This is a genomic window from Nautilia sp. PV-1 (assembly GCF_004006315.1).
GTDB lineage: Bacteria > Campylobacterota > Campylobacteria > Campylobacterales > Nautiliaceae > Nautilia > Nautilia profundicola_A.
Genome location: NZ_CP026530.1, coordinates 1,571,366 through 1,592,500, shown reverse-complemented (window position 1 = coordinate 1,592,500; position 21,135 = coordinate 1,571,366). Strand labels below are relative to the sequence as shown.

At 34.0% G+C, this 21,135-nt stretch carries 20 protein-coding genes (1 of these 20 running past the window's edge); 18 read left to right on the top strand and 2 right to left on the bottom strand.

What is annotated here, in order from left to right; genetic code table 11:
- Both C3L23_RS08310 and C3L23_RS08305 read left to right on the top strand, forming a co-directional pair.
- A protein-coding gene (locus C3L23_RS08310) for a flagellin A (protein ID WP_127681699.1) crosses the window boundary here: on the top strand, positions 1 to 1,185 show its 3' portion. It extends 300 nt beyond the left edge of the window; the window shows 1,185 of its 1,485 coding nt (coding positions 301–1,485); its start codon lies beyond the left edge, outside the window; the stop codon is at positions 1,183 to 1,185.
- A 190-nt stretch (positions 1,186 to 1,375) separates the two neighbouring features.
- Entirely contained in the window at positions 1,376 to 2,863 is a 1,488-nt protein-coding gene (locus C3L23_RS08305; protein WP_127681697.1) for a flagellin A, read from the top strand.
- 105 nt (positions 2,864 to 2,968) lie between these two features.
- Here C3L23_RS08305 and C3L23_RS08300 read toward each other — a convergent pair whose 3' ends face one another.
- Entirely contained in the window at positions 2,969 to 4,897 is a 1,929-nt protein-coding gene (locus C3L23_RS08300; protein ID WP_127681695.1) for a motility associated factor glycosyltransferase family protein, read from the bottom strand.
- A 66-nt stretch (positions 4,898 to 4,963) separates the two neighbouring features.
- Between C3L23_RS08300 and pseB the strand changes: the two genes are divergently transcribed.
- The 10 genes from pseB (at position 4,964) to C3L23_RS08250 (ending at position 11,867) form a co-directional block, all read left to right on the top strand.
- The gene (pseB, locus tag C3L23_RS08295; RefSeq protein ID WP_127681693.1) at positions 4,964 to 5,953 is read left to right on the top strand and encodes a UDP-N-acetylglucosamine 4,6-dehydratase (inverting); all 990 of its coding nucleotides are present in this window, start codon (positions 4,964 to 4,966) and stop codon (positions 5,951 to 5,953) included.
- Positions 5,954 to 5,964: 11 nt separating this feature from the next.
- Positions 5,965 to 7,068 (top strand): DegT/DnrJ/EryC1/StrS family aminotransferase, encoded by a 1,104-nt coding sequence (locus C3L23_RS08290; protein ID WP_127681691.1) that lies wholly within the window; start codon positions 5,965 to 5,967, stop codon positions 7,066 to 7,068.
- Positions 7,065 to 7,736, top strand: a complete 672-nt coding sequence (gene pseF, locus C3L23_RS08285) for a pseudaminic acid cytidylyltransferase (protein WP_127681689.1) — start codon at positions 7,065 to 7,067, stop codon at positions 7,734 to 7,736. Before C3L23_RS08290 ends, pseF begins: the two co-directional genes overlap by 4 nt.
- Positions 7,717 to 8,553, top strand: a complete 837-nt coding sequence (locus C3L23_RS08280) for a UDP-2,4-diacetamido-2,4,6-trideoxy-beta-L-altropyranose hydrolase (RefSeq protein WP_127681687.1) — start codon at positions 7,717 to 7,719, stop codon at positions 8,551 to 8,553. Before pseF ends, C3L23_RS08280 begins: the two co-directional genes overlap by 20 nt.
- Positions 8,519 to 8,965, top strand: coding sequence for a UDP-4-amino-4,6-dideoxy-N-acetyl-beta-L-altrosamine N-acetyltransferase (gene pseH, locus C3L23_RS08275; RefSeq protein WP_127681685.1), 447 nt, complete (start codon positions 8,519 to 8,521; stop codon positions 8,963 to 8,965). The genes C3L23_RS08280 and pseH overlap by 35 nt, the downstream gene beginning before the upstream one ends.
- The gene (gene pseI, locus C3L23_RS08270; RefSeq protein WP_127681683.1) at positions 8,946 to 9,965 is read left to right on the top strand and encodes a pseudaminic acid synthase; all 1,020 of its coding nucleotides are present in this window, start codon (positions 8,946 to 8,948) and stop codon (positions 9,963 to 9,965) included. Before pseH ends, pseI begins: the two co-directional genes overlap by 20 nt.
- A gap of 89 nt (positions 9,966 to 10,054) precedes the next feature.
- Positions 10,055 to 10,426 carry a rhodanese-like domain-containing protein gene (locus tag C3L23_RS08265; RefSeq protein WP_127681681.1) on the top strand — a complete coding sequence of 124 codons (372 nt, stop codon included), beginning with the start codon at positions 10,055 to 10,057 and terminating at the stop codon, positions 10,424 to 10,426.
- Positions 10,423 to 10,764, top strand: coding sequence for an arsenate reductase family protein (locus C3L23_RS08260; RefSeq protein WP_127681679.1), 342 nt, complete (start codon positions 10,423 to 10,425; stop codon positions 10,762 to 10,764). Before C3L23_RS08265 ends, C3L23_RS08260 begins: the two co-directional genes overlap by 4 nt.
- Positions 10,761 to 11,480, top strand: coding sequence for a DUF445 domain-containing protein (locus tag C3L23_RS08255; RefSeq protein WP_127681677.1), 720 nt, complete (start codon positions 10,761 to 10,763; stop codon positions 11,478 to 11,480). Before C3L23_RS08260 ends, C3L23_RS08255 begins: the two co-directional genes overlap by 4 nt.
- A 36-nt stretch (positions 11,481 to 11,516) precedes the next feature.
- Complete coding sequence (locus C3L23_RS08250; RefSeq protein ID WP_127681675.1) at positions 11,517 to 11,867, top strand: phosphate-starvation-inducible PsiE family protein; 351 nt, start codon at positions 11,517 to 11,519, stop codon at positions 11,865 to 11,867.
- A gap of 116 nt (positions 11,868 to 11,983) precedes the next feature.
- On the opposite strand, the gene acnB is transcribed toward C3L23_RS08250, so the two are convergent.
- On the bottom strand, positions 11,984 to 14,578 hold the full coding sequence (gene acnB / locus C3L23_RS08245; RefSeq protein WP_127681673.1) for a bifunctional aconitate hydratase 2/2-methylisocitrate dehydratase: 2,595 nt from the start codon (positions 14,576 to 14,578) through the stop codon (positions 11,984 to 11,986).
- Positions 14,579 to 14,709: 131 nt separating this feature from the next.
- Between acnB and C3L23_RS08240 the strand changes: the two genes are divergently transcribed.
- From C3L23_RS08240 to glmS, 6 genes are all read left to right on the top strand, one after another.
- Complete coding sequence (locus C3L23_RS08240) at positions 14,710 to 15,654, top strand: SIS domain-containing protein (RefSeq protein ID WP_127681671.1); 945 nt, start codon at positions 14,710 to 14,712, stop codon at positions 15,652 to 15,654.
- 119 nt (positions 15,655 to 15,773) lie between these two features.
- Positions 15,774 to 16,565, top strand: a complete 792-nt coding sequence (locus C3L23_RS08235; protein ID WP_127681669.1) for a pseudouridine synthase — start codon at positions 15,774 to 15,776, stop codon at positions 16,563 to 16,565.
- Entirely contained in the window at positions 16,553 to 16,939 is a 387-nt protein-coding gene (locus tag C3L23_RS08230; RefSeq protein ID WP_127681667.1) for a secondary thiamine-phosphate synthase enzyme YjbQ, read from the top strand. The genes C3L23_RS08235 and C3L23_RS08230 overlap by 13 nt, the downstream gene beginning before the upstream one ends.
- The gene (locus C3L23_RS08225) at positions 16,932 to 18,542 is read left to right on the top strand and encodes a cation:proton antiporter (RefSeq protein WP_127681665.1); all 1,611 of its coding nucleotides are present in this window, start codon (positions 16,932 to 16,934) and stop codon (positions 18,540 to 18,542) included. Before C3L23_RS08230 ends, C3L23_RS08225 begins: the two co-directional genes overlap by 8 nt.
- Positions 18,542 to 19,354 (top strand): UTP--glucose-1-phosphate uridylyltransferase GalU, encoded by an 813-nt coding sequence (gene galU, locus C3L23_RS08220; RefSeq protein ID WP_127681663.1) that lies wholly within the window; start codon positions 18,542 to 18,544, stop codon positions 19,352 to 19,354. The genes C3L23_RS08225 and galU overlap by 1 nt, the downstream gene beginning before the upstream one ends.
- Entirely contained in the window at positions 19,354 to 21,126 is a 1,773-nt protein-coding gene (gene glmS / locus C3L23_RS08215; protein WP_127681661.1) for a glutamine--fructose-6-phosphate transaminase (isomerizing), read from the top strand. Before galU ends, glmS begins: the two co-directional genes overlap by 1 nt.
- The last annotated feature ends 9 nt before the right edge of the window (positions 21,127 to 21,135 follow it).

The window sequence follows — 21,135 nt, the reverse complement described above, 5'->3', positions numbered from 1 at the left end:
CAGGATGGACAAAGTGCTGATTCTAGAAAAGCTCTTCAAGAAGATATTACTAGACTTATGGAAGAACTTGATAATATCGCTAGTACAACTAGTTATAATGGTAAATCATTACTTTCAGGTTCATTTACTAATCAAAAATTCCAAATCGGTGCGTATGCTAATGAAACTGTAACTGCATCAATCGGTGCAACAAGTTCAGATAAAATTGGTAATACAAGATTTGAAACAGGTGCTATTATTACTGCGTCAGGAGATGTTTCTCTTACATTCAAAAAAGTTGATGGAATTCATGATGTAAAACTTGAAAGCGTAGTTATTTCAACTGGTGCAGGAACAGGTATTGGAGTACTTGCAGAAACAATTAACAAAAATTCTGATAAAACAGGAGTAAAAGCAACTTGGCAAGTACTTGCAACAGGTAGCACAACTGTACAAGATGCAGGAACTGTGGCAATTCAAAGTTTGACAATCAACGGTGTTGATATTGGAAATATTACAGACGTTAAAGCAAACGACAGCGACGGTAAATTAGTTGCAGCAATTAATGCTGTTAAAGACCAAACAGGTGTTGAAGCTTATATTGACGAAAGAGGTAATCTAAACTTAAGAAGTTTAGACGGAAGAGGAATTAAAGTAAGCGGTGCAAACTTAAGTATTGCAGGTATCAATGCAAATGGTGTGGAAACATACGGAAGACTTACATTAACAAGACTTGATGCTAGAGATATTATTGTAAGTGGTGGTGCTGGATTTAGTGCAACTTCTGAGGTAGCACAGCAGACAATTAACCTTAGAACAATTAAAGGTAACTTTACATCTGCTCAAGCTCTTGCTATCGGTGCATTTGCTAACTCAAATGTTGTGAATTATGGTAAAGAAATCGGTGCAGGTGTAACAACACTTAAAGGTGCTATGGCAGTTATGGATATTGCAGATAGTGCTGCTAAAATGTTAGATAAAATTAGAGGTGATATCGGTTCAGTACAGAATCAGTTAACAAGTACAATTAACAACATTTCAGTAACACAGGTAAACGTAAAAGCTGCAGAATCACAAATCAGAGACGTAGACTTTGCAGCAGAAACTGCAAAATTCCAAAAATACAATCTTCTTGCACAATCAGGAAGTTATGCATTATCTCAAGCAAATGCTGTTCAGCAAAACGTAATGAGACTACTTCAATAATCTCTTCTCCCTTTTGGGAGAATATACAAATTAAAATTTTAATGATAAATATAATTTAGCTATATGGTGACAGACACTGCTTCTAACTGATACAATTAATTTAATACATATGTTTAATGAATTTTTAATATATATTATTATTTTTTGGAACATTAATTGCTATTCTATAAAAAAATAAAGGAGAATAGCAATGGGATTTAGGATAAATACCAATATTGCTGCATTAAATGCACATGCAGCTGGTGTAGAAAATAATAGAAAGCTTAGTGATTCATTAGAAAAGCTAAGTACAGGTCTAAGAATCAACAAAGCTGCAGACGATGCTTCTGGTTTGCAAATTGCAGACTCATTAAGAGATCAGGCTGATTCATTAGGTCAAGCTATCAGAAACGCTAACGATGCAATTGGACTGTTTCAGATAGCTGATAAAGCAATGGATGAGCAAGTAAAAATTCTTAATACAATTAAAGTTAAAGCTACTCAGGCAGCACAGGATGGACAAAGTGCTGATTCTAGAAAAGCTCTTCAAGAAGATATTACTAGACTTATGGAAGAACTTGATAATATCGCAGGTACAACAAGTTATAACGGAATGAGTTTATTAAGCGGTCAATTTACAAACAAAGAATTCCAAATTGGTGCTTATTCGAATGAAACTGTTAAAGCAAGTATTGGTCCAACATCTTCGGATAAGATTGGACTTACAAGATTTGAAACAGGTGCTACTATTACTGAGTCAGGAGATGTTTCATTAACATTTAAAAATGTAGACGGTGTACATGATGTAAAACTTGAAAGCGTAGTTATTTCAACTGGTGCAGGAACAGGTATTGGAGTACTTGCAGAAACAATTAACAAAAATTCTGATAAAACAGGAGTAAAAGCAACTTGGCAAGTACTTGCAACAGGTAGCACAACTGTACAAGATGCAGGAACTGTGGCAATTCAAAGTTTGACAATCAACGGTGTTGATATTGGAAATATTACAGACGTTAAAGCAAACGACAGCGACGGTAAATTAGTTGCAGCAATTAATGCTGTTAAAGACCAAACAGGTGTTGAAGCTTATATTGACGAAAGAGGTAATCTAAACTTAAGAAGTTTAGACGGAAGAGGAATTAAAGTAAGCGGTGCAAACTTAAGTATTGCAGGTATCAATGCAAATGGTGTGGAAACATACGGAAGACTTACATTAACAAGACTTGATGCTAGAGATATTATTGTAAGTGGGGGCAGTGCTGTTGGAATGGCTGATAGTGTTGTTGCACAGCAGACAATTAACTTAAGAACAATTAAAGGGAATTTTACTGTTGATCAGGCAAGTGCAATCGGTGCTTATGCTAATAGTAATGTATCAGATTATAATCAAGAAATCGGTGCAGGTGTAACAACACTTAAAGGTGCTATGGCAGTTATGGATATTGCAGATGCTGCAGCACATTATTTAGACAAAATTAGAGCAGATATAGGTTCAGTGCAAAATCAGTTAACAAGTACAATTAACAACATTTCAGTAACACAGGTAAATGTAAAAGCTGCAGAATCACAAATCAGAGACGTAGACTTTGCAGCAGAAACTGCAAAATTCCAAAAATACAATCTTCTTGCACAATCAGGAAGTTATGCATTGTCTCAAGCAAATGCAGTTCAGCAGAATGTTTTAAAACTGTTACAATAACAGTTTTGGCCTTTTTGGGCTTTTTATTTATATAAAATAAGTATGATACTAATTATAGGAATTGTTTTATATAAATAAAGAATAAAAAAGAGAGAAAAAAACTGTTTATTTTATTTTTACGAAAGGGATATTTCTTTTTTTAAGCTCTTTTTCTAAATTTTTAGAAGCCCTTTTTACAGTAATTATTTGGGCGTTAATACTACCTGCCAGCATAAACAGCCATTCTTTATGTTGCATTATCCATTCAATAAGTTTTGCTTTTTTTTCTATTTCTGTATTTGAAGGTCTAACCATGATTTTTGCAAGATCAAGTTCTTTGTTTACAAGATAGCTTTGTATTGTTTCTCCGTACATAAGAGCTAATTTTTTTGTTTCAATAATGTCTTTTATTCTGTCTATTTTTCTTGATAACTTCATTAACTTATTGTAATCAATTTCTTCAAGTCTATTTTCATCTTTTAGTTTTTCTAAGTTTTCACATTCTTCTGCTACATCTAAAAATACTTTTTCTATTTTTTTCTGAACTTTTTGTCCATAATCAATCATATGTGAAATTTTATTGTGTGCTTTTAGTAGTAAATTATTAACTGTTTTTTCTGAAAGTGTTCTTAGTTTTAAATTTTTCTTTTTGATATTTTTGTCCACATATTTTTCAATTACTTCTTTAAAAGGCATTTCAACTGTGCCATGGATTCTTGCCCCTCCTTCTGTAGCATTGATTGTTAATATATTCTCTTTTTTTGTAAATTCAATATCTTTTTCAAAGAAGTTTCTAAACATATTCCAGACTCTTGTGGTTCTGATTGTACCGTTTCCACCGTATTTTATTACATATTCGTCACTGTCTTTAAATTGTACTTCTTTTTCACCTAGGACATGTCCGTTAGCATGAGACTGTCCTTCTTCGCTGTAAGCCAGATCTTGTCCGATTAAAACTATTTTTTTATATCCAAGGAAATATGCCAGTTCATAAGCCATATTAGCCGCACTCATGCCGATACCCAAATATCCGTATTTATGCATACCGAAATATTTTGTATATCTGAAGCCTCTCATAGGTAAGATTTTTCTTCCGTGCGAATATTTTAAAACATCTTTATGCTGCAGCGAAGCATGAAGCATGATTATGTCTTTTTGGAATTTTTTTGGAGTGTTTTTAAAAAATTCGCTTGTAAGCTGTACTCTTTCTAACGACGTTACAAAATCAGGTTTGATATTATGTTTTGCCAAAATAGGCAGTGAAGCATCTACACTTATTATGGTTACATAAGGGGCTATTTCTTTTAATAACGGAAGCTGTTTGGCTAAAGAAGGCCCTGTTGAGACGATAATAGCTAAATCTGAAATTTTTTTATTTTTTAATTGTGAAAAGTGAGGTGATGTAAGCATTAAAGGTAGATTGTTTATGTGATGTTCTATTCCTATTAATGTATCTATTGTGTCGTTTCCGAAATTTGTTATTGTTTGTTTTATGGCTCTTATTAATGTTTTATTAGTTTCAATAATTGATTGTGCGAAAAAGTTTTCATAATATTCAGAATAGATATGTAATTCAAATGTTTTTGCAAAAAGTTGAACGTCTTTATGTAAAAATATTTTTAATGCTTGTGCATATGTTAATTCTTCAGGGATAATTATTTCAAGTTTTTCATTTAAAATTTCTTCACTAAAATCAACTATATGCATTGCAATATATATTATTTCTAAATTCGGTTCGAAAACATATATTTTTTTATGAGTTGGATTGGCAAATAATAATTTTATAAAAATACCGTTTCCAAGGCCGTAAAAAAATAATACGGGATATCTTTCGTATAGTTTAAATTTTTTTTGTTTTTCTTGAATTTCTTCTAAAGGCTGGGTTTTATATATAGGAAATTTGTTTTTCATATCAATAATATTTAAGTTAATCGGGTCTTTGCCCTGTTGGACTACTTCAAAATTTTTATGTGTCGGAATGGAAAAAAGTTTTGATGCAAGCTGAGGATTTTTTTTAAGCAAAGCCTGTAAATTTTTTTCAAAAATTTGGGACATAATATTCCTTTTTGTTTTTATATCGGTTATTTTGTTAAAATTATAACAGTTTGTAAAGGAGAGATGATGTTTAACGGGAAAAATATATTAATTACGGGCGGAACAGGAAGTTTTGGAAAAAAATATACGGAAATTTTACTTCAAAATTATAAACCGAACAAAATTATAATTTACAGCAGAGATGAGCTTAAACAGTTTGAAATGGCACAAAAATATAATGATAAGTGTATGAGGTATTTTATTGGGGATGTAAGGGATAAAGAAAGACTTAAAAAAGCCATGGAAGATGTGGATATTGTAATACATGCCGCAGCTCTTAAACATGTGCCTGTAGCAGAATATAATCCTATGGAATGTATTAAAACCAATATTAACGGGGCACAAAATGTAATTGACTGCGCTATAGAGCACGAAGTAGAAAAAGTAATTGCACTTTCAACAGATAAAGCGGCTGCTCCTATTAATTTATACGGTGCTACGAAATTAGCTAGTGATAAACTGTTTATTGCAGCAAATAACTTAGTAGGAAAAAGAAAAACCAGATTTTCGGTAGTCAGATACGGAAATGTTATTGGTTCCAGGGGAAGTGTAGTGCCTTTTTTTGTGAATTTAATTAAAAAAGGCGAAAAAGAACTTCCTATTACACATAAAGATATGACAAGATTTTTAATTACTTTGGAAGAGGGTGTAAAGTTTGTGCTTAAAAACTTTGAAAGAATGCAGGGAGGGGAAATATTCGTTCCTAAAATTCCGTCAATGAAAATTGTTGATTTGGCAAAGGCATTATGTCCGAAATGTAAATTAAAAGAAATAGGAATCCGTCCGGGGGAAAAATTACATGAAGTTATGATTACAAAAGATGATAAATGTATTGAGTTTAGTGATCATTATGTAATAAAACCTACTATTAATTTCAGTTTTGAAGCTGATTATACAAAAAATATGATTGGAGAAAAAGGAACTGAGAAAGAAATAGGTTTTGAATATTCTTCAGGTAAAAATGACTGGTGGCTTACATGTGAAGAATTTTTAGAAAAAGCAGTAGAATTTATATAAATGGAGTAGTAATGGAGAATGAATATTTTAATTTTATTCCATACGGTAAACAGTTTATAGATGAAAATGATAAAAAAGCTGTTTTAGATGTATTAGAGAGTGACTTTTTAACGACAGGACCTAAGGTTCAGGAGTTTGAAGAAGCATTGGCTGAAAAGCTCGGATTTAAATATGTAGTTGCAGTATGCAATGGAACTGCGGCTCTTCATCTTGCAAGCAGGGTACTTTTGAATGTTGGTGACAGGGTGGTTACTACTCCAAATTCTTTTTTGTCTACATCAAACTCCGTTCTTTACGTAGGTGCGAAACCTGTATTTGTGGATATTGAAGAAAACGGTCTTATTAATCTTGACTTGGCGGAAGAGGAACTAAAAAAAAATAAAAAAATAAAAGCCGTTTATTTAGTAACATTTAGCGGGTTGCCGTTTGATGATGAAAAACTTAAATATTTAAAAGAAAAGTACGGGGTTAAAATTTTACTTGATAACGCCCATTATTTTGGAAAAGACAGCGGAATATGCGATATTACCACTTATTCTTTTCATCCGGTTAAACATATTACTACTTTTGAGGGCGGGGCAGTAGCTACTAATGATAAAAAAACATATCAAAAGCTGCTTCGTCTTAGAAATCACGGTATGGTAAAAGATAATTCAATGTATCCTTGGGAATATAAAATGGTGGATTTGGGATATAATTACCGCCTCAGTGACGTAGCGTGTGCACTTGGGTTAAGCCAGCTTGAGAAAATAGATATGTTTTTAGAAAAAAGACGTCAGATTGCAAAATATTACCATGATAATCTGCCTGAGAAAATCAAACCTCTTTATCCTTATAATAAAAAAAGTTCGTATCATCTTTTTGTAGTGAGGTATCCTTTTAAATCGTTTGATGAAAAAGCTGAGTTTTTTATAAAAATGCGTCAAAAAGGCATAGGACTTCAATATCATTATATTCCAATTAACCGGCAACCTTATTATGTAAAAAAAGGCTACTTTAAAAAATTTCCGGAAATGGAAAGATACTATAAAGAAGCATTTTCTCTGCCGATATATTACAGTTTAAAGAAAAAAGAACAGGATTATGTGATTAAATCTTTGGAGGAACTGCTTTGAATTTATGCGTAATACCTGCAAGGGGAGGCAGTAAAAGAATACCCGGAAAAAATATAAAACTTTTTCATGGTAAACCTTTAATTGCCCATAGTATTGAAGTAGCCAAAAAATCAAAACTTTTTAATAAAATTATCGTATCTACAGACAGTGAAAAAATAGCTGAAGTGGCTGAAAAATACGGAGCCGAAGTGCAGATGAGGCCTGCTCATTTAGCAGATGACCATACTGGAAGTATAGATGTATTTGAGTATGTAATATCGAGAAATCCAGGATTTGAGTATGCATGTATGATATATGCCACGGCTCCGTTTTTGCAGGTAAAGTATTTAAAAGAAGGATATGAAAAACTTAAAAATAGTGACTCTTGTTATTCTTTTGCGTCAACTACTTATGATTTTCCTATTTGGAGAGGTTTTGAAATACAAAACGGCAAAGCGCAAATGTTATGGCCGGAATATATGGAAAAAAGAAGTCAGGATTTAAAAGAAGTGTATCATGATGCCGGACAGTTTTACTGGAAAAAAGTAAAATGCAAAGAAAAATTTAAATTTGACGGCAATATTCCAATTTTAATTCCAAGGTATCTGGTTCAGGATATTGATACGCTGGAGGATTTTATAAGAGCAGAACTTATGTATAAGGCCTTAAATGACAGTAATAAGGGTTGATTTTAGTTCCAATATTGGTTTTGGGCATTTAAAGAGAATTGAAAATTACATAAATAAGTATCATATTGATAATGTTTTGATTATATGTAAAGAATGTGATCAAAAATTTACGGATATTCCTATAATAAAAGTAGAAAATGAAAACAAATTTTTTGAAAAAGTAAAAGAGTTAAACCCCGAAACAGTCATAATTGACAATTATAATTTTACATACGAAAACGAAAAAAATTTTAAAAAACTTTTTCAAAATATTAAACTTGTATGTTTTGACGATAATTATGAAAAACATTTTTGTGATGAAATAATAAATATTAATCTTTACGCAAAACCGGAAAAATATAAAAGTAAAAATCCTGAATTTACAAAAATCAATATTATAAAGCCTCTGATAAGAGAAGAATTTAAAAAAACAAAAAATAAAAAATATAAGAAAAAAGGGATTTTTATCAGTTTAGGTGCTACAGATGCAAAGGGTATAGGGCTTAGAATATTAAAAGAGCTTAAAAACAGAGGTGAAATAGTAAATTTTTATACTACAAGCGCTAATAAGAATATTAATAAATTAAAACGTTTTTGCAGACTTAACAAATGGTGTAAACTCCATATTGATGAAGATGTCTCTATAGGAATGGCAAAAGCGGAATTCGGGATTATTACACCTTCTACGATAACTTGGGAGGCGATTTATATGAAAATGCCTTTTATTGCTGTTAAGGTGGCGGAAAATCAAAATCTGATAACAAAATATTTGAAACAAAAAAGAATAAAGGTTTTAAAAGAAAATGAAATATATAAAGTTTCAAGATTTATCCCTTGAAGAAAAAAAAGAAGTTTTAAAGTGGAGAAACCATCCTGAAATTAGAAAATGGATGTATAATAAAAATGAAATTTCTTTGGAAGAACATTTAAAATTTATAGATACTTTGGAAAACTCCAATAAAATTTATTTAAAAGTTGATGATTTGGGAGTTGTTAATTTTATAATTTTTAAAGATTATGTGGATTTAGGAATACATAAAAACCCGGTGAAAAAAAGTGTAGGAAATATTTTGCTTAAATTTGCAATAGATTATGCGTTTGATTATTTAAATACAAAAAAAATCATACTTTATGTATTTGAAAATAATGAAAAAGCGATTAGTTTATATAAAAAATTTGGTTTTAAAGAAACAGACAGGAAAGACAATTTAATTAAAATGGAGCTTATCAATGCAGATTGGAAAAATTAATACAAATGAAAAAGTTTTTATAATAGCCGAGCTTAGTGCAAATCACGATGGTAGTCTGCAAGTGGCAAAAGATACAGTTTATGCGGCAAAAGAAGCGGGGGCTGATGCTATAAAGCTTCAGACTTATACTGCCGATTGGATGACAATAGATTGTGAAAAGGAAGATTTTATTATTAAAGGCGGAACTTTATGGGACGGAATAAATCTTTATAAACTTTATAAGCAGGCTGCAATGCCTCTTGAATGGCATGAGGAACTGTTTAATTACGGTAGAAGTTTGGGACTTGAGGTGTTTAGTTCACCTTTTAGTAAAGAGGCTGTGGATTTTCTTGACGAGTTTAATCCACCCGCATATAAAATTGCATCTTTTGAAATTACGGATTATGATTTGATAGATTACGCCGCAAGCAAAGGCAGACCTATGATAATCTCAACAGGGATTGCTACATTACAGGAAATTCAGAATGTGGCTGATATCTGTAAAAAAAGAGGTGTTGATTTGGCTCTTTTAAAATGTACTTCTGCATATCCGGCACCAAGAAGTGAAGTGAATCTTAAAACGATACCCGCTATTAAAGAGATTTTTAAAGTAGAAGTTGGTTTTTCGGATCATACTCTTGGAATATCGGCTCCGATTGCTGCAGTTGCAATGGGAGCCAGGATAATTGAAAAACATTTTATTTTAAATAAATCTATTAACTCTCCGGATAAATATTTTAGCTTAACACCTGATGAATTTAAAGAAATGGTAAAAGCTGTAAGAGAAACGGAAGAGATGATTGGAGAAGTGAATTTTAAGCCTAAAAGCGGGCGTCAGTTTGCAAGAAGCCTGTATGTTGTAAAAGATATTAAAAAAGGCGAAACGTTCAGTGAAGAAAATATAAAATCAATACGTCCGGGATACGGACTTCATCCTAAATATCTTCCTGAAATACTGGGTAAAAAAGCCTGCAAGGATTTACAAAAAGGCGACAGACTCAGATGGGAAGATATTTATTAATATAAAATTTACAATAAAAGTGTAAAATATATACGAATTGCTTTATAAAAATATGATAATATTCCAAAAAATCTAAAAAAGGATAAAATTTGTTCGATTTTTTTGTGAAAGGAAGAAAACTTAAACTGGGGGAAGAAAAAAGAGAGCCCAGAGCGGATGCTTTTCCTACTTACGAACTGTTAGAGGAAATAATAATTTTAGATATAAGAGATGAAGATGAGATTGAACAATACGGTAAAATGCCTAATTCTATAAATATACCTTTTCATCCCGGATTTACCGAATCTGCAATGAAACTGGATAAGAATAAGAAATACGGTGTTATGGATTTAAGAGGTGTTTATATAAATGAGGCTTTGGAAATTCTTAAACAAATAGGTGTTGATGCTGTAGAACTTAGAGGAGGTTTTTTTTATTTGACGGAAGTAATGAATATTAAACCTGTTAAGGAGACTGAATGAAAGTATACGGAATAAAAACATGCGGGAGTGTAAAAAAGGCGCTTAAATTTTTTAAAGATCAAGGAATTGAATATGAATTTCACGATTTTAAAAAAGAGCCTGTAGGGTGTGAAAAAATTGATGAATGGATCAATAAAGTCGGAATTGACGTTTTGTTTAACAGCAGAGGGACAAAATACAGAACATTAAAACTTAAAGAATTAAATCTTGACGATAAAGGTAAAAGAGAGTGGCTTTGCAAGGAAAATCTGCTTATCAAAAGACCGGTAGTTGAGCAAGATAGCGGAGATGTTGTTGTAGGGTTTGATGAAGATAAATATAAGGAAATATTCGCATGAATGCGGGATTGCTTGCAAGCAGCGTTACTATAGGGGCTATAATAGGATATGTAACAAATTATGTTGCTATAAAGCTTCTGTTCAGACCTTATAAACCGTTAAAATTTGGCAGTATTACCGTTTTCCCTCAAGGGGTTATTCCAAGAGAAAAAAAAGCTTTGGCTAAAAAAGTCGGAAGCATGGTAAAAGAATATATTTTAAGTGAGGAAGAAATAAAAAAAATTCTTCAAAACGAAGAAGTTAAAAGTGAAATAAAACATTTTATAGATGAAAAACTTGATTTGATTTTTGCAAAAAATATAACCGAATTTATGGCAAAAGAAGAAATAATAGAAAAGCTTTCTTCATTTATAGAAAAATTTGTTGCCGAAAAGTTTCCAATGTTTGCAAGTTTTGTAAGCGGAAATATGATTAAATCAGTTTTTGAAAGTGTTAACTTTCATGTTCGAATAGACTCTATTATAGATACTAAAAAAGCAAAAAATATAATTAGGGATGAAATTTTTGAATTTTTGGAAAAAGAAGTTCCTAAAATATTTATTAAAGCCAATATAGATAAAATTGTAGAGGAAAGAGTTGCTTCTTTTGATGAAAAAACGCTTGAAGATATGCTTTTTTCATTAATGAAAAAACATTTTAGTTTTATTAATTTTGCAGGAGCCGCATTAGGTGCCATAATAGGTTTTATTCAATATTTTGTTGTTACTAATATGTAATAATTATTAGTCATAATTCCCTTAAAAAGGGAGTTTATGAAAATAATTAAAGAATATTTTGAAATAATTTCGGCTTTTATTGTATTTGGATTTATTTTTGTATTTAAACTGGATTTTTATGATGTGCTGGCTTTAATACTTGAACTTATGGTTATTATAGAAGTTATGCAGATGCTTTTTGTGTTTTTTAAAAAACAGAGGATTAAAATACGCTTTATGGTGGATGCTTCAATTATATTTTTTATCAGAGAACTTCTTATCGCTACTACAACTCACAAGGCGTTAAAAATTATATTGGTATATGTAGGACTTATTGGTTTATTTTTCTTTTTCAGGTATTTGGCGCTAAATGTTACATATTGCGATAATGAGATTAAAACTTCGTAAAATAAATAATTAATTATCAGTTTAATACAACTTGTTTAGGTGTCTGTCACTTTACTGGATAATTTGCTAAACATTACATATTGGATTGATATCATAAATAAAAAAAGGAAGAGAAATTACTGAAGCGTTAAGCTTAGCATTTTTCTTACGTAATCTTCCGGCATTTGATGGAAGTATAGGTATTTGTAAACTTTATCTTCTTTACCTGCAAGTTTTTTCTCTACGATTTCAAGGTATTCTTCTTTAGTAGGAATTCTTCCAAGCATTGCTGTTACCGCTGCAAGCTCAGCACTTCCGAGGTAAACTTTTGCACCTTTTCCGAGTCTATTATCAAAGTTTCTTGTTGATGTTGAGAATACGTTTGCGTTATCCGCAACTCTAGCCTGGTTACCCATACATAATGAACATCCAGGGATTTCGATTCTTGCACCCGCCTGACCGAAGATTGAGTAATATCCTTCTTCTGTCAGCTGTTCTTTATCCATTTTTGTAGGAGGTGCGATCCAAAGTCTTGTAGGCACCTGACCTTCACCTTGCAGGATTTCACCTGCAGCTCTGTAGTGACCGATGTTTGTCATACAGCTTCCGATAAATACTTCGTCGATTTTGTGAGGTCTGTTGCTGTCTGCAAGTACTTCAGAAATTGTTGCAACGTCATCCGGATCGTTCGGACACGCAACGATCGGTTCTTTGATTTCATTAAGGTCGATTTCGATAACAGCCGCATATTCTGCGTCTTTGTCCGCTCTTAGAAGAGTTGGGTTATCTAACCATTCTTTCATTTTGTCAATTCTTCTTTGGATTGTTCTTTTATCTTCATATCCGGCTTCAATCATAGCTTCAAGAAGTTTGATGTTTGATTTTAGGTACTCAGCAACCTGATCTTCACTTACGTCTACAGTACATGCAGCCGCACTTCTCTCAGCACTAGCGTCGGCAAGTTCGAATGCTTGCTCGATTGTAAGGTTTCTGATGATGTCACCTTCAATTTCAAGGATTCTACCGTTGAATACGTTCTTTTTGTTTTTCTTTTCAACCGTTAGAAGCCCTTGTTTGATTGCAAAGTATGGAATTGCGTTAACAAGGTCTCTTAGAGTGATACCAGGCTGAAGTTCACCTTTGAATCTTACAAGAACGCTTTCAGGAACATTCAGAGGCATACTTCCTGTAACAGCGGCAAACGCCACTAGCCCTGAACCTGCAGGGAATGAAATACCCATAGGGAATCTTGTATGTGAGTCCCCACCTGTTCCTAATGTATCAGGAAGAATCATTCTATTAAGCCATGAGTGGATAACACCGTCTCCCGGTCTTAGTGCAACACCGCCTCTGCTTGTAATAAACGCAGGAAGAGTGTGGTGCAGTTTGATATCCGCAGGTTTTGGATAAGCTGCTGTGTGACAGAAACTCTGCATTACTAGGTCTGCATTAAATCCAAGTGCCGCAAGCTCTTTGATTTCGTCTCTTGTCATTGCGCCTGTAGTATCCTGGCTACCTACTGTCGCACATGTAGGTTCAACATACATACCCGGTCTAACGCCTTCCATTCCGCATGCTTTACCGATGATTTTTTGAGCAAGCGTATAACCTACACCTTTTTTGTCTTCCGGCTGTTCTGGTTTTGTGAAAATATCTGTATCAGGATTTAAACCAAGTGATTCTCTTGCTTTTTTAGTCAGGTTTTTACCGATGATTAGCGGAACCCTACCGCCTGCTTGTACTTCATCAGGTAGAGTGTTTGGTTTAAGTTTAAATTCACTAACAACTTCACCGTTTTTAAGGATTTTGCCTTCATACGGTCTGATTTCGATAACATCGCCTGTTTCAAGGTTTTCAACAGGTGCTTCGATTGGAAGCGCTCCCGCATCTTCACACGTGTTGAAGAAAATAGGTGCGATAACACCGCCGATTACGATACCGCCTCTTTTTTTGTTCGGAACGTAAGGGATTTCTTCACCGATGTGCCAGATTACAGAGTTTGCTGCAGATTTTCTTGAACTTCCGGTACCTACAACGTCACCTACGAATGCTACAGGATGGCCTGTTTTTTTAAGCTCTTCGATAGTTTCAAGAGCGTTAGGCATTTTAGCTTTTAGCATTGATGTTGCGTGAAGAGGAATATCACTTCTAGTAAACGCTTCGCTGGCAGGTGAAAGGTCGTCTGTGTTTGTTTCTCCAGGTACTTTAAATACTACCGCTTTAATGCTTTCAGGAAGTTTCGGTTTAGTAGTAAACCATTCAGCGTTTGCCCAGCTTTCAAGTACTTCTTTTGCGTATTTGTTTCCGGCTTTAGCCAAATCTTCAACATCGTGGAATGCGTCGTAAACAAGCAGAGTGTTTTTAAGCTGGTTTGCAGCGGTCTTTGCCACTTCTTCATCTTCGTGGCTCAGTGCATCGATTAGAGGTTTGACATTATATCCTCCAAGCATGGTTCCCAGGATTTCAACAGCTCTTTTTTTAGAAATAACAGGAGATGAAGTTTTGCCCTGAACTATATCATTTAAAAATGCCGCTTTTACGTATGCCGCGTCGTCAACACCCGGGTTGATGTGATTTAAGAAAAGGTCCATTAAATATTCTTCTTCAACAATAGGAACCTGTTTTAAAAGTTCAACGAGTTCCGCAGTCTGCTCTGCAGTTAAAGGCAGTGGAGGAATTCCAAGTTTTGCTCTCTCTTCAGTATGTTTTTTGTATTCTTCAATGAAACTCATGAGAATCCTTTTTTGTTTGAATTATAACGCTTATTTTTACAAATAGTTACAGTTTAAAATATTTTATTTAAACATATGTGTGAAAAAGTAACACCGTTTTTTTGATATAATTTTAATTAAAAAGGAAACAGGTGGATTTTAAAAAAATAGCAAGAGAAGTGCTTGAAATAGAAGCAAACGAACTTTTAAACGCAACTGTTGAGGGAATAGAAAAAGCTGTAGAAATCGCATATAATACTAAAGGCAAACTAATCGTAACGGGAGTAGGTAAATCCGGGCTTATAGGTTCTAAAATTGCTGCCACACTGGCGAGTACGGGGACTCCTAGTTTCTTTTTACATCCAACTGAAGCTTTGCACGGCGATCTTGGTATGATTACCAAAGACGATTCGGTACTTGCTATCAGCTATTCGGGTGAAAGCGAAGAGCTTATAAAAATTTTGCCTCATATTAAAAGATTCGAAGTGCCTTTAATAGCCATGACCGGAAGAGAGGATTCTACGCTTGCAAGGTATGCCGATGTTGTTTTAAATATTCACGTAAATAAAGAAGCCTGTCCTTTGAATATAGCTCCTACAAGCTCCACAACACTTACTCTTGCTATGGGTGACGCGCTTGCCGTATGCCTTATGAAAAAAAGAAACTTTACAAAAGAAGATTTCGCTTCGTTTCATCCGGGAGGGAGTCTTGGTAAAAAACTCTTTGTAAAAGTTAAGGATTTGATGAAAAAAGAATTCCCTGTTGCTGATGAAAACGATACGCTTCAAGAAGCTATTATTAAAATGACCGAAGGAAAACTCGGGCATGTTTTGTTTGTAGATAACGATAAAGTAAAAGCTATTTTAAGCGACGGGGACTTAAGAAGAGCTATGATGAGCGAAAAGTTTGATTTAAAAGAAAAAGCTATAAATTTTGCGACCCACAATCCAAAAACAATCAATAAAGAAGTTTTGGCCGCGGATGCGTTAAAATACATGGAAGACAATAAAATACAGTTTTTACCGGTAACTGATGAAAATGGAAAAATAGCCGGGGTTATACACATTCACGATTTGGTGGAAGCGGGAATTAAATAATAAGCGGATAAGTTGTGAAGTAGGTAAGTGGTGAAGTGGATAAGTGGTGAAGAGGAAGAGAGAAGGAAAAGAGGATAAAGGGATGGAAAAAGATTTATGAATAGAAATAAAGGAAAAAAGTGAGATTAAATAAATTTATAAGTCATCATACGACTTACAGCAGAAGAGAAGCGGATAAGCTGATTTTTGACGGACGTGTCAAAGTTAACGGCGCGATAGTTAAAGAACCGGGCTTTGAAGTTGAAGAAGGCGACAAAGTTGCCGTTAACGGCAGACCCGTTAAAAAAAGCACCAAATATACGTGTATTGTTTACAATAAACCAAGAGGCGAACTAGTAACAAAAAAAGACGACAGGGGCAGAAAAACTATTTATGATTCTCTGCCGAAAAAATACAGACATTTTATACCTGTGGGAAGGCTGGACTTTAACAGTGAAGGGCTTTTAATATTAACGGATTCACCGAAAGTCGCGCATGCGCTTATGAATTCGGATCTGCCTAGGGTGTATAAACTGAAAATCAAAGGCGAAGTTACCGAAGACATGATAAAAGCCATGCAAGAAGGCGTTGAGGTCGGCGATGCCGGAGCGCATGAAGAGAGTAATATTAAAAAGATGGTTCTTAAGCCTTTTTTAAGTGCACAGATTATTAAAAACTCACCTAAATACTCTACGCTAAAAGTAGCAATTGGAGAGGGGAAAAACAGAGAACTTAGGAGGTTTTTTGCCAATTTCGGAAGCGAAGTGGTAGATCTTAAGAGGCTTTCTTACGGATGGGTGAGTCTTAATGCGCTTCCGACTGGGAAAACCAGGTATTTTGATAAAAAAGAATATAAACTTTTAAAAGACTTTTTACATAAAACGGATGAAAAAAACATTTCAAATAAAAAGGAGAAAGAATGCAGAAATTAACATTTAAAACGAATTACAAATCCGAAGTAATCGATATTACCGAAGATATTAAAGAAGCAGTTATCAAAAGCGGTGTAAAAAACGGAATAGTAACAGTTTTTTGCCCTCATTCAACTGCAAGCATAATTATTTTTGAAAAAAGCGACGCCACTTTAAGAAGGGATCTGCTTGGAATGCTTAAAGATGTCGTTCCATACAGAGACTATTCTCATTCAAATGCGAGAGCACATTTAAAAGCCGCTTTTTTAAGAAGTAATTTAACTCTTATAGTTGATAATGCAAAAGTGGTTTTAGGAGACTGGCAGGGGATATTTTTGGTTGAATTTGACGGGCCGAGGGAGAGAAAAGTATTAATTAAGGCGGTTAATGGTTAGTCCTGTGTTGATTGTAATTGTTTTACTTTTTATTGCACTCAGTTTTAATATTCCTTTTGCTAAATATAAAATACCTCCTATTATAGGATACATATTTACCGGAATAATTGTCAGCAATATTTTTGATATAGACAAACATACGATTGAAATAGTTGCTGAAATGGGAATTGTTTTTTTGATGTTTATGATAGGGCTCGAGTTTTCACCTGATAAACTGAAATCAATGAAAAAAGAGGTTTTTGGTTTTGGACTGGCCGAAATGACACTTGTGAGCGGATTTTTCGGGCTGTTTTTTTGGCTTGCATTAGGGCTTGATGTAAGGATAGCATTTATAGTCGGAAGCGCGATAGCGTTAAGTTCTACCGCAATAGTTTTGAAGCTTTTAAATGAAAACAGGGAAATTGCAAAACCTTACGGACGTATTTCCCTTGGGATTCTTCTTTTTCAGGATATTGCGGTTATTCCAATACTTATAGCGATATCTATTATCGTAAACAAAGATGCCGATTTAACTCAGCTTATTTTAAAAACGCTTGGTGGATTTGCGGCGCTAGGGGCTTTTATATGGGTATACGGGAAATATATCGCTCCGTTTGTAATTTCGCACGCCACAAAAACGAAATCTGATGAAATATTTATAGCAACCGTTCTTTTGGTAGTATTAACGGCTGCCGAAATTGCACATTTTTTTGGGCTTAGTTATTCTTTAGGGGCGTTTTTGGCAGGTATGATTTTGAGTGAAACAAAATATAAATATCAGATTGAAGCCGATCTTGTGCCTTTTAGAGATATTTTGCTCGGGGTGTTTTTTATATCTGTAGGTTTAATGGTAAATATACATTTCGTTATAAATAACATATTTACAATTTTAATAATGACGTTAGCGTTTATGTTTGCAAAAGCCGGAGTTATTTACATAATGCTTAAATATTTTGTAAAACATAACCGTATAGCTATCAAAACCGCTTTTACTCTTTCCCAGATAGGTGAGTTTGCTTTTGTAATTTTTGCTTTAATGAGTAAACATAATCTTGTTGAAAACGATCTATTACAAAAACTTGTTGTTGCTACGGTTATTTCTATGGTGCTTACTCCGTTTATTGTCAGGTATATTTATAAAATAGCGGATATTTTTGACAAAGATCTGCAGGATTTTGAAGAGTTTGAAATAGCCCCAGCAGAAGTTAAAGGTCATATTATCTTAATCGGATATGACAAAATTGGTCAAAGAGTTGCCAAAAAACTTACAAATGCCGGAATACCTTATGTGGCTATAGACAAGCAGATTGAAGAAGTAAAAAAAGGTCTTAAAAACGGGGATAACGTTATATTCGGAAATGCCGCGAATAAAAAAGTTCTTGAAAGTTTAAATATTGAAGACGCAAGCGCGGTAATTATAACAACCCAGAACGAAGATCATACGCATATGATAGTCGAAAACATACTGGATATTAACCCTAATTTGAATATAATTGTATTAACGGATTCTGATGTTGAAAAAGAATTTTATTCGAATCATAACGTTTATGTTATCGATAAAAGCAAAGAGTTGGCTCAAAAACTAATAGAATTATCGTTAAAATGTGATTTAAAGGAGAATTGATGATAAAAAAAGCTTTATTTCCGGCTGCAGGATACGGAACGAGATTTTTACCTGCTACTAAATCCGTACCAAAAGAGATGCTGCCTGTTGTAAACAAACCTCTGATTCATTACGGAATAATGGAGTGTATGAATGCAGGTATAAATGAAATAGGATTTGTTACCGGAAGAAACAAAAGAGCAATTGAAGATTATTTGGACTTTTCTCCGGAACTGGAAGAAAAAGTAAAAGACTCAAGCAAAGCCAAGCTTTTACATGAAACAAATGAGATGATACATAAATGTACATTTACATACGTTAGACAAAAAGAGATGCTCGGACTCGGACATGCGGTACTTACGGGAGAACCGTTAATCGGAAATAATCCGTTTGCCGTGGTGCTAGCCGATGATTTATGCGAGGGGGATGTACTTGCGCAAATGGTAAAACTTTATACTAAATTTAAATGTACTATTGTGGCTATTGAAGAAGTGCCGAAAGATGAAGTTAACAAATACGGCGTGATAGCCGGAAAAGAAATTGAAGACGGTGTTTATATGGTCGACGATATGGTAGAAAAGCCTGAAATTGACAAGGCCCCAAGTAATCTGGCGATAATAGGAAGATACATACTTACACCTGATATTTTTGATCTTTTAAGAATTACCAAACCTGGCAGAGGAGGAGAAATACAGCTGACGGACGCTTTGCTTAAACAGGCAAAAGAAGGTATGGTTATAGCATATAAATTTAAAGGAAAAAGATTTGACTGCGGAAGCGTAAAAGGGTTTATAGAGGCCACTAATTATTTTTATAACAAGGAATTTAAATAATGTGTGGGATTGTTGGGTGTACGGGAGTCAAAAATCCTCAAAAGTATCTTATTGAAGGACTTAAAGAGCTTGAATACAGGGGATATGACAGTTCCGGGATAGCAGTTATAGACGGAAACGAGCTAAAAATTATAAAAGCCGTAGGCAAACTGAAAAACCTTGAAAGAAAACTTGATCAGATAAAATTTAAAAACCCTAAAGTAGGAATAGGCCATACCAGATGGGCGACACACGGAAAACCGACAGAAATTAACGCACATCCTCAGACAGGAGCTTTCAGTGCCGTTGTACACAACGGAATTATTGAAAACTATCAGGAAATTAAAAAATATCTGGAAAATAAAAATATCAATTTCGTTTCACAAACCGATACCGAGGTTATCGTAAAACTTTTTGAATATTACTGCAACGGAGATCCTTTTGAAGCGTTTAAAAAAATGCTTCATAAAATTGAAGGAGCTTATGCAATTCTTCTTATTACCAAAAAAGAACCCGAAAAAATATTTTTTGCAAAAAAAGGCTCTCCTTTAATAGTGGCAAAAGACGGAGAAGGTATCTATTTTGCCTCTTCGGACGCCCCCCTTATAGGGCATGCTTCCCAGGCGCATTATCTGGATGACGGTGAATACGGTTATGTAAATAAAAATGAAATACATATTTTTAATAATGATATGATTGTTTCTCCGGCATTTAAAGATTTGCCGAGCGATAAAGAGTCTGCTAAAAAGCAGGGCTTCAGATTTTATATGGAAAAAGAGATATATGAACAGCATGAGGTGTTAAAAGAGACAGTTTTAGGAAGAAATACTGATGAAGGTATAAAATTTGACGAGCTAGAAAAAGAATTTTTTAGCGGTATAAACAATATTATTATTTCTGCATGCGGCACCAGTTATCATGCCGGACTGGTGGGAAAATATCTAATAGAAAGAAACGCAAAAATTAAAGTGGATGTAGAAGTTGCAAGCGAGCTTAGATATCGTGAGCCTCTTTTGACTAAAGATACTCTTTTTATAGTTATTTCACAATCGGGAGAAACAGCCGATACCCTTGAAACTCTTAAAATGGCAAAAGAGGCGGGACTTAAAACACTTGCGCTTTGCAATGTGGACAATTCTTCTATCGTAAGGGTTGCTGATAAAACAGTTCTGTTAAGGGCCGGAATAGAAAAGGGAGTTGCTTCCACCAAAGCATTTGCCACACAGGTAATGACTCTATGGATGCTTAGCAACTATTTAGGCGGAAAAAATGAGTTTGATGCCATAAACAGGGCAATTGAGGCCACAAAAGTCGACAGCGCTTTACATGAAAAAATCAAAAGACTTTCAAAAAGATACCTGCATGGGCACGGGTTTTTCTTTATAGGCAGGGATATATTTTTCCCTTTAGCGCTTGAAGGGGCTCTAAAACTTAAAGAAATAAGTTATATTCATGCAGAAGGATATCCGGCAGGAGAGATGAAACACGGTCCAATTGCACTTGCGGATCCAGAGCTTTTTGTGGTAGCATTATTAAGTAAAAACATTCTTTATGAAAAAACAAAAGCTAATATTGAAGAACTCGTTGCAAGAGATGCGACGGTTCTGACGATAGCAAGCGATTTTATTGAAATGACAGATGATTTTGTTAAAATAAACGATACGGATCATCCTATGATAGAGTTTTTTGAAATGATGGTTATTACTCAGCTTTTGGCTTTAGAAGTTGCCGTAAGGATGGGAAATGACGTGGATATGCCTAGGAATCTCGCCAAGTCCGTTACTGTTGAATGATGATTAAAG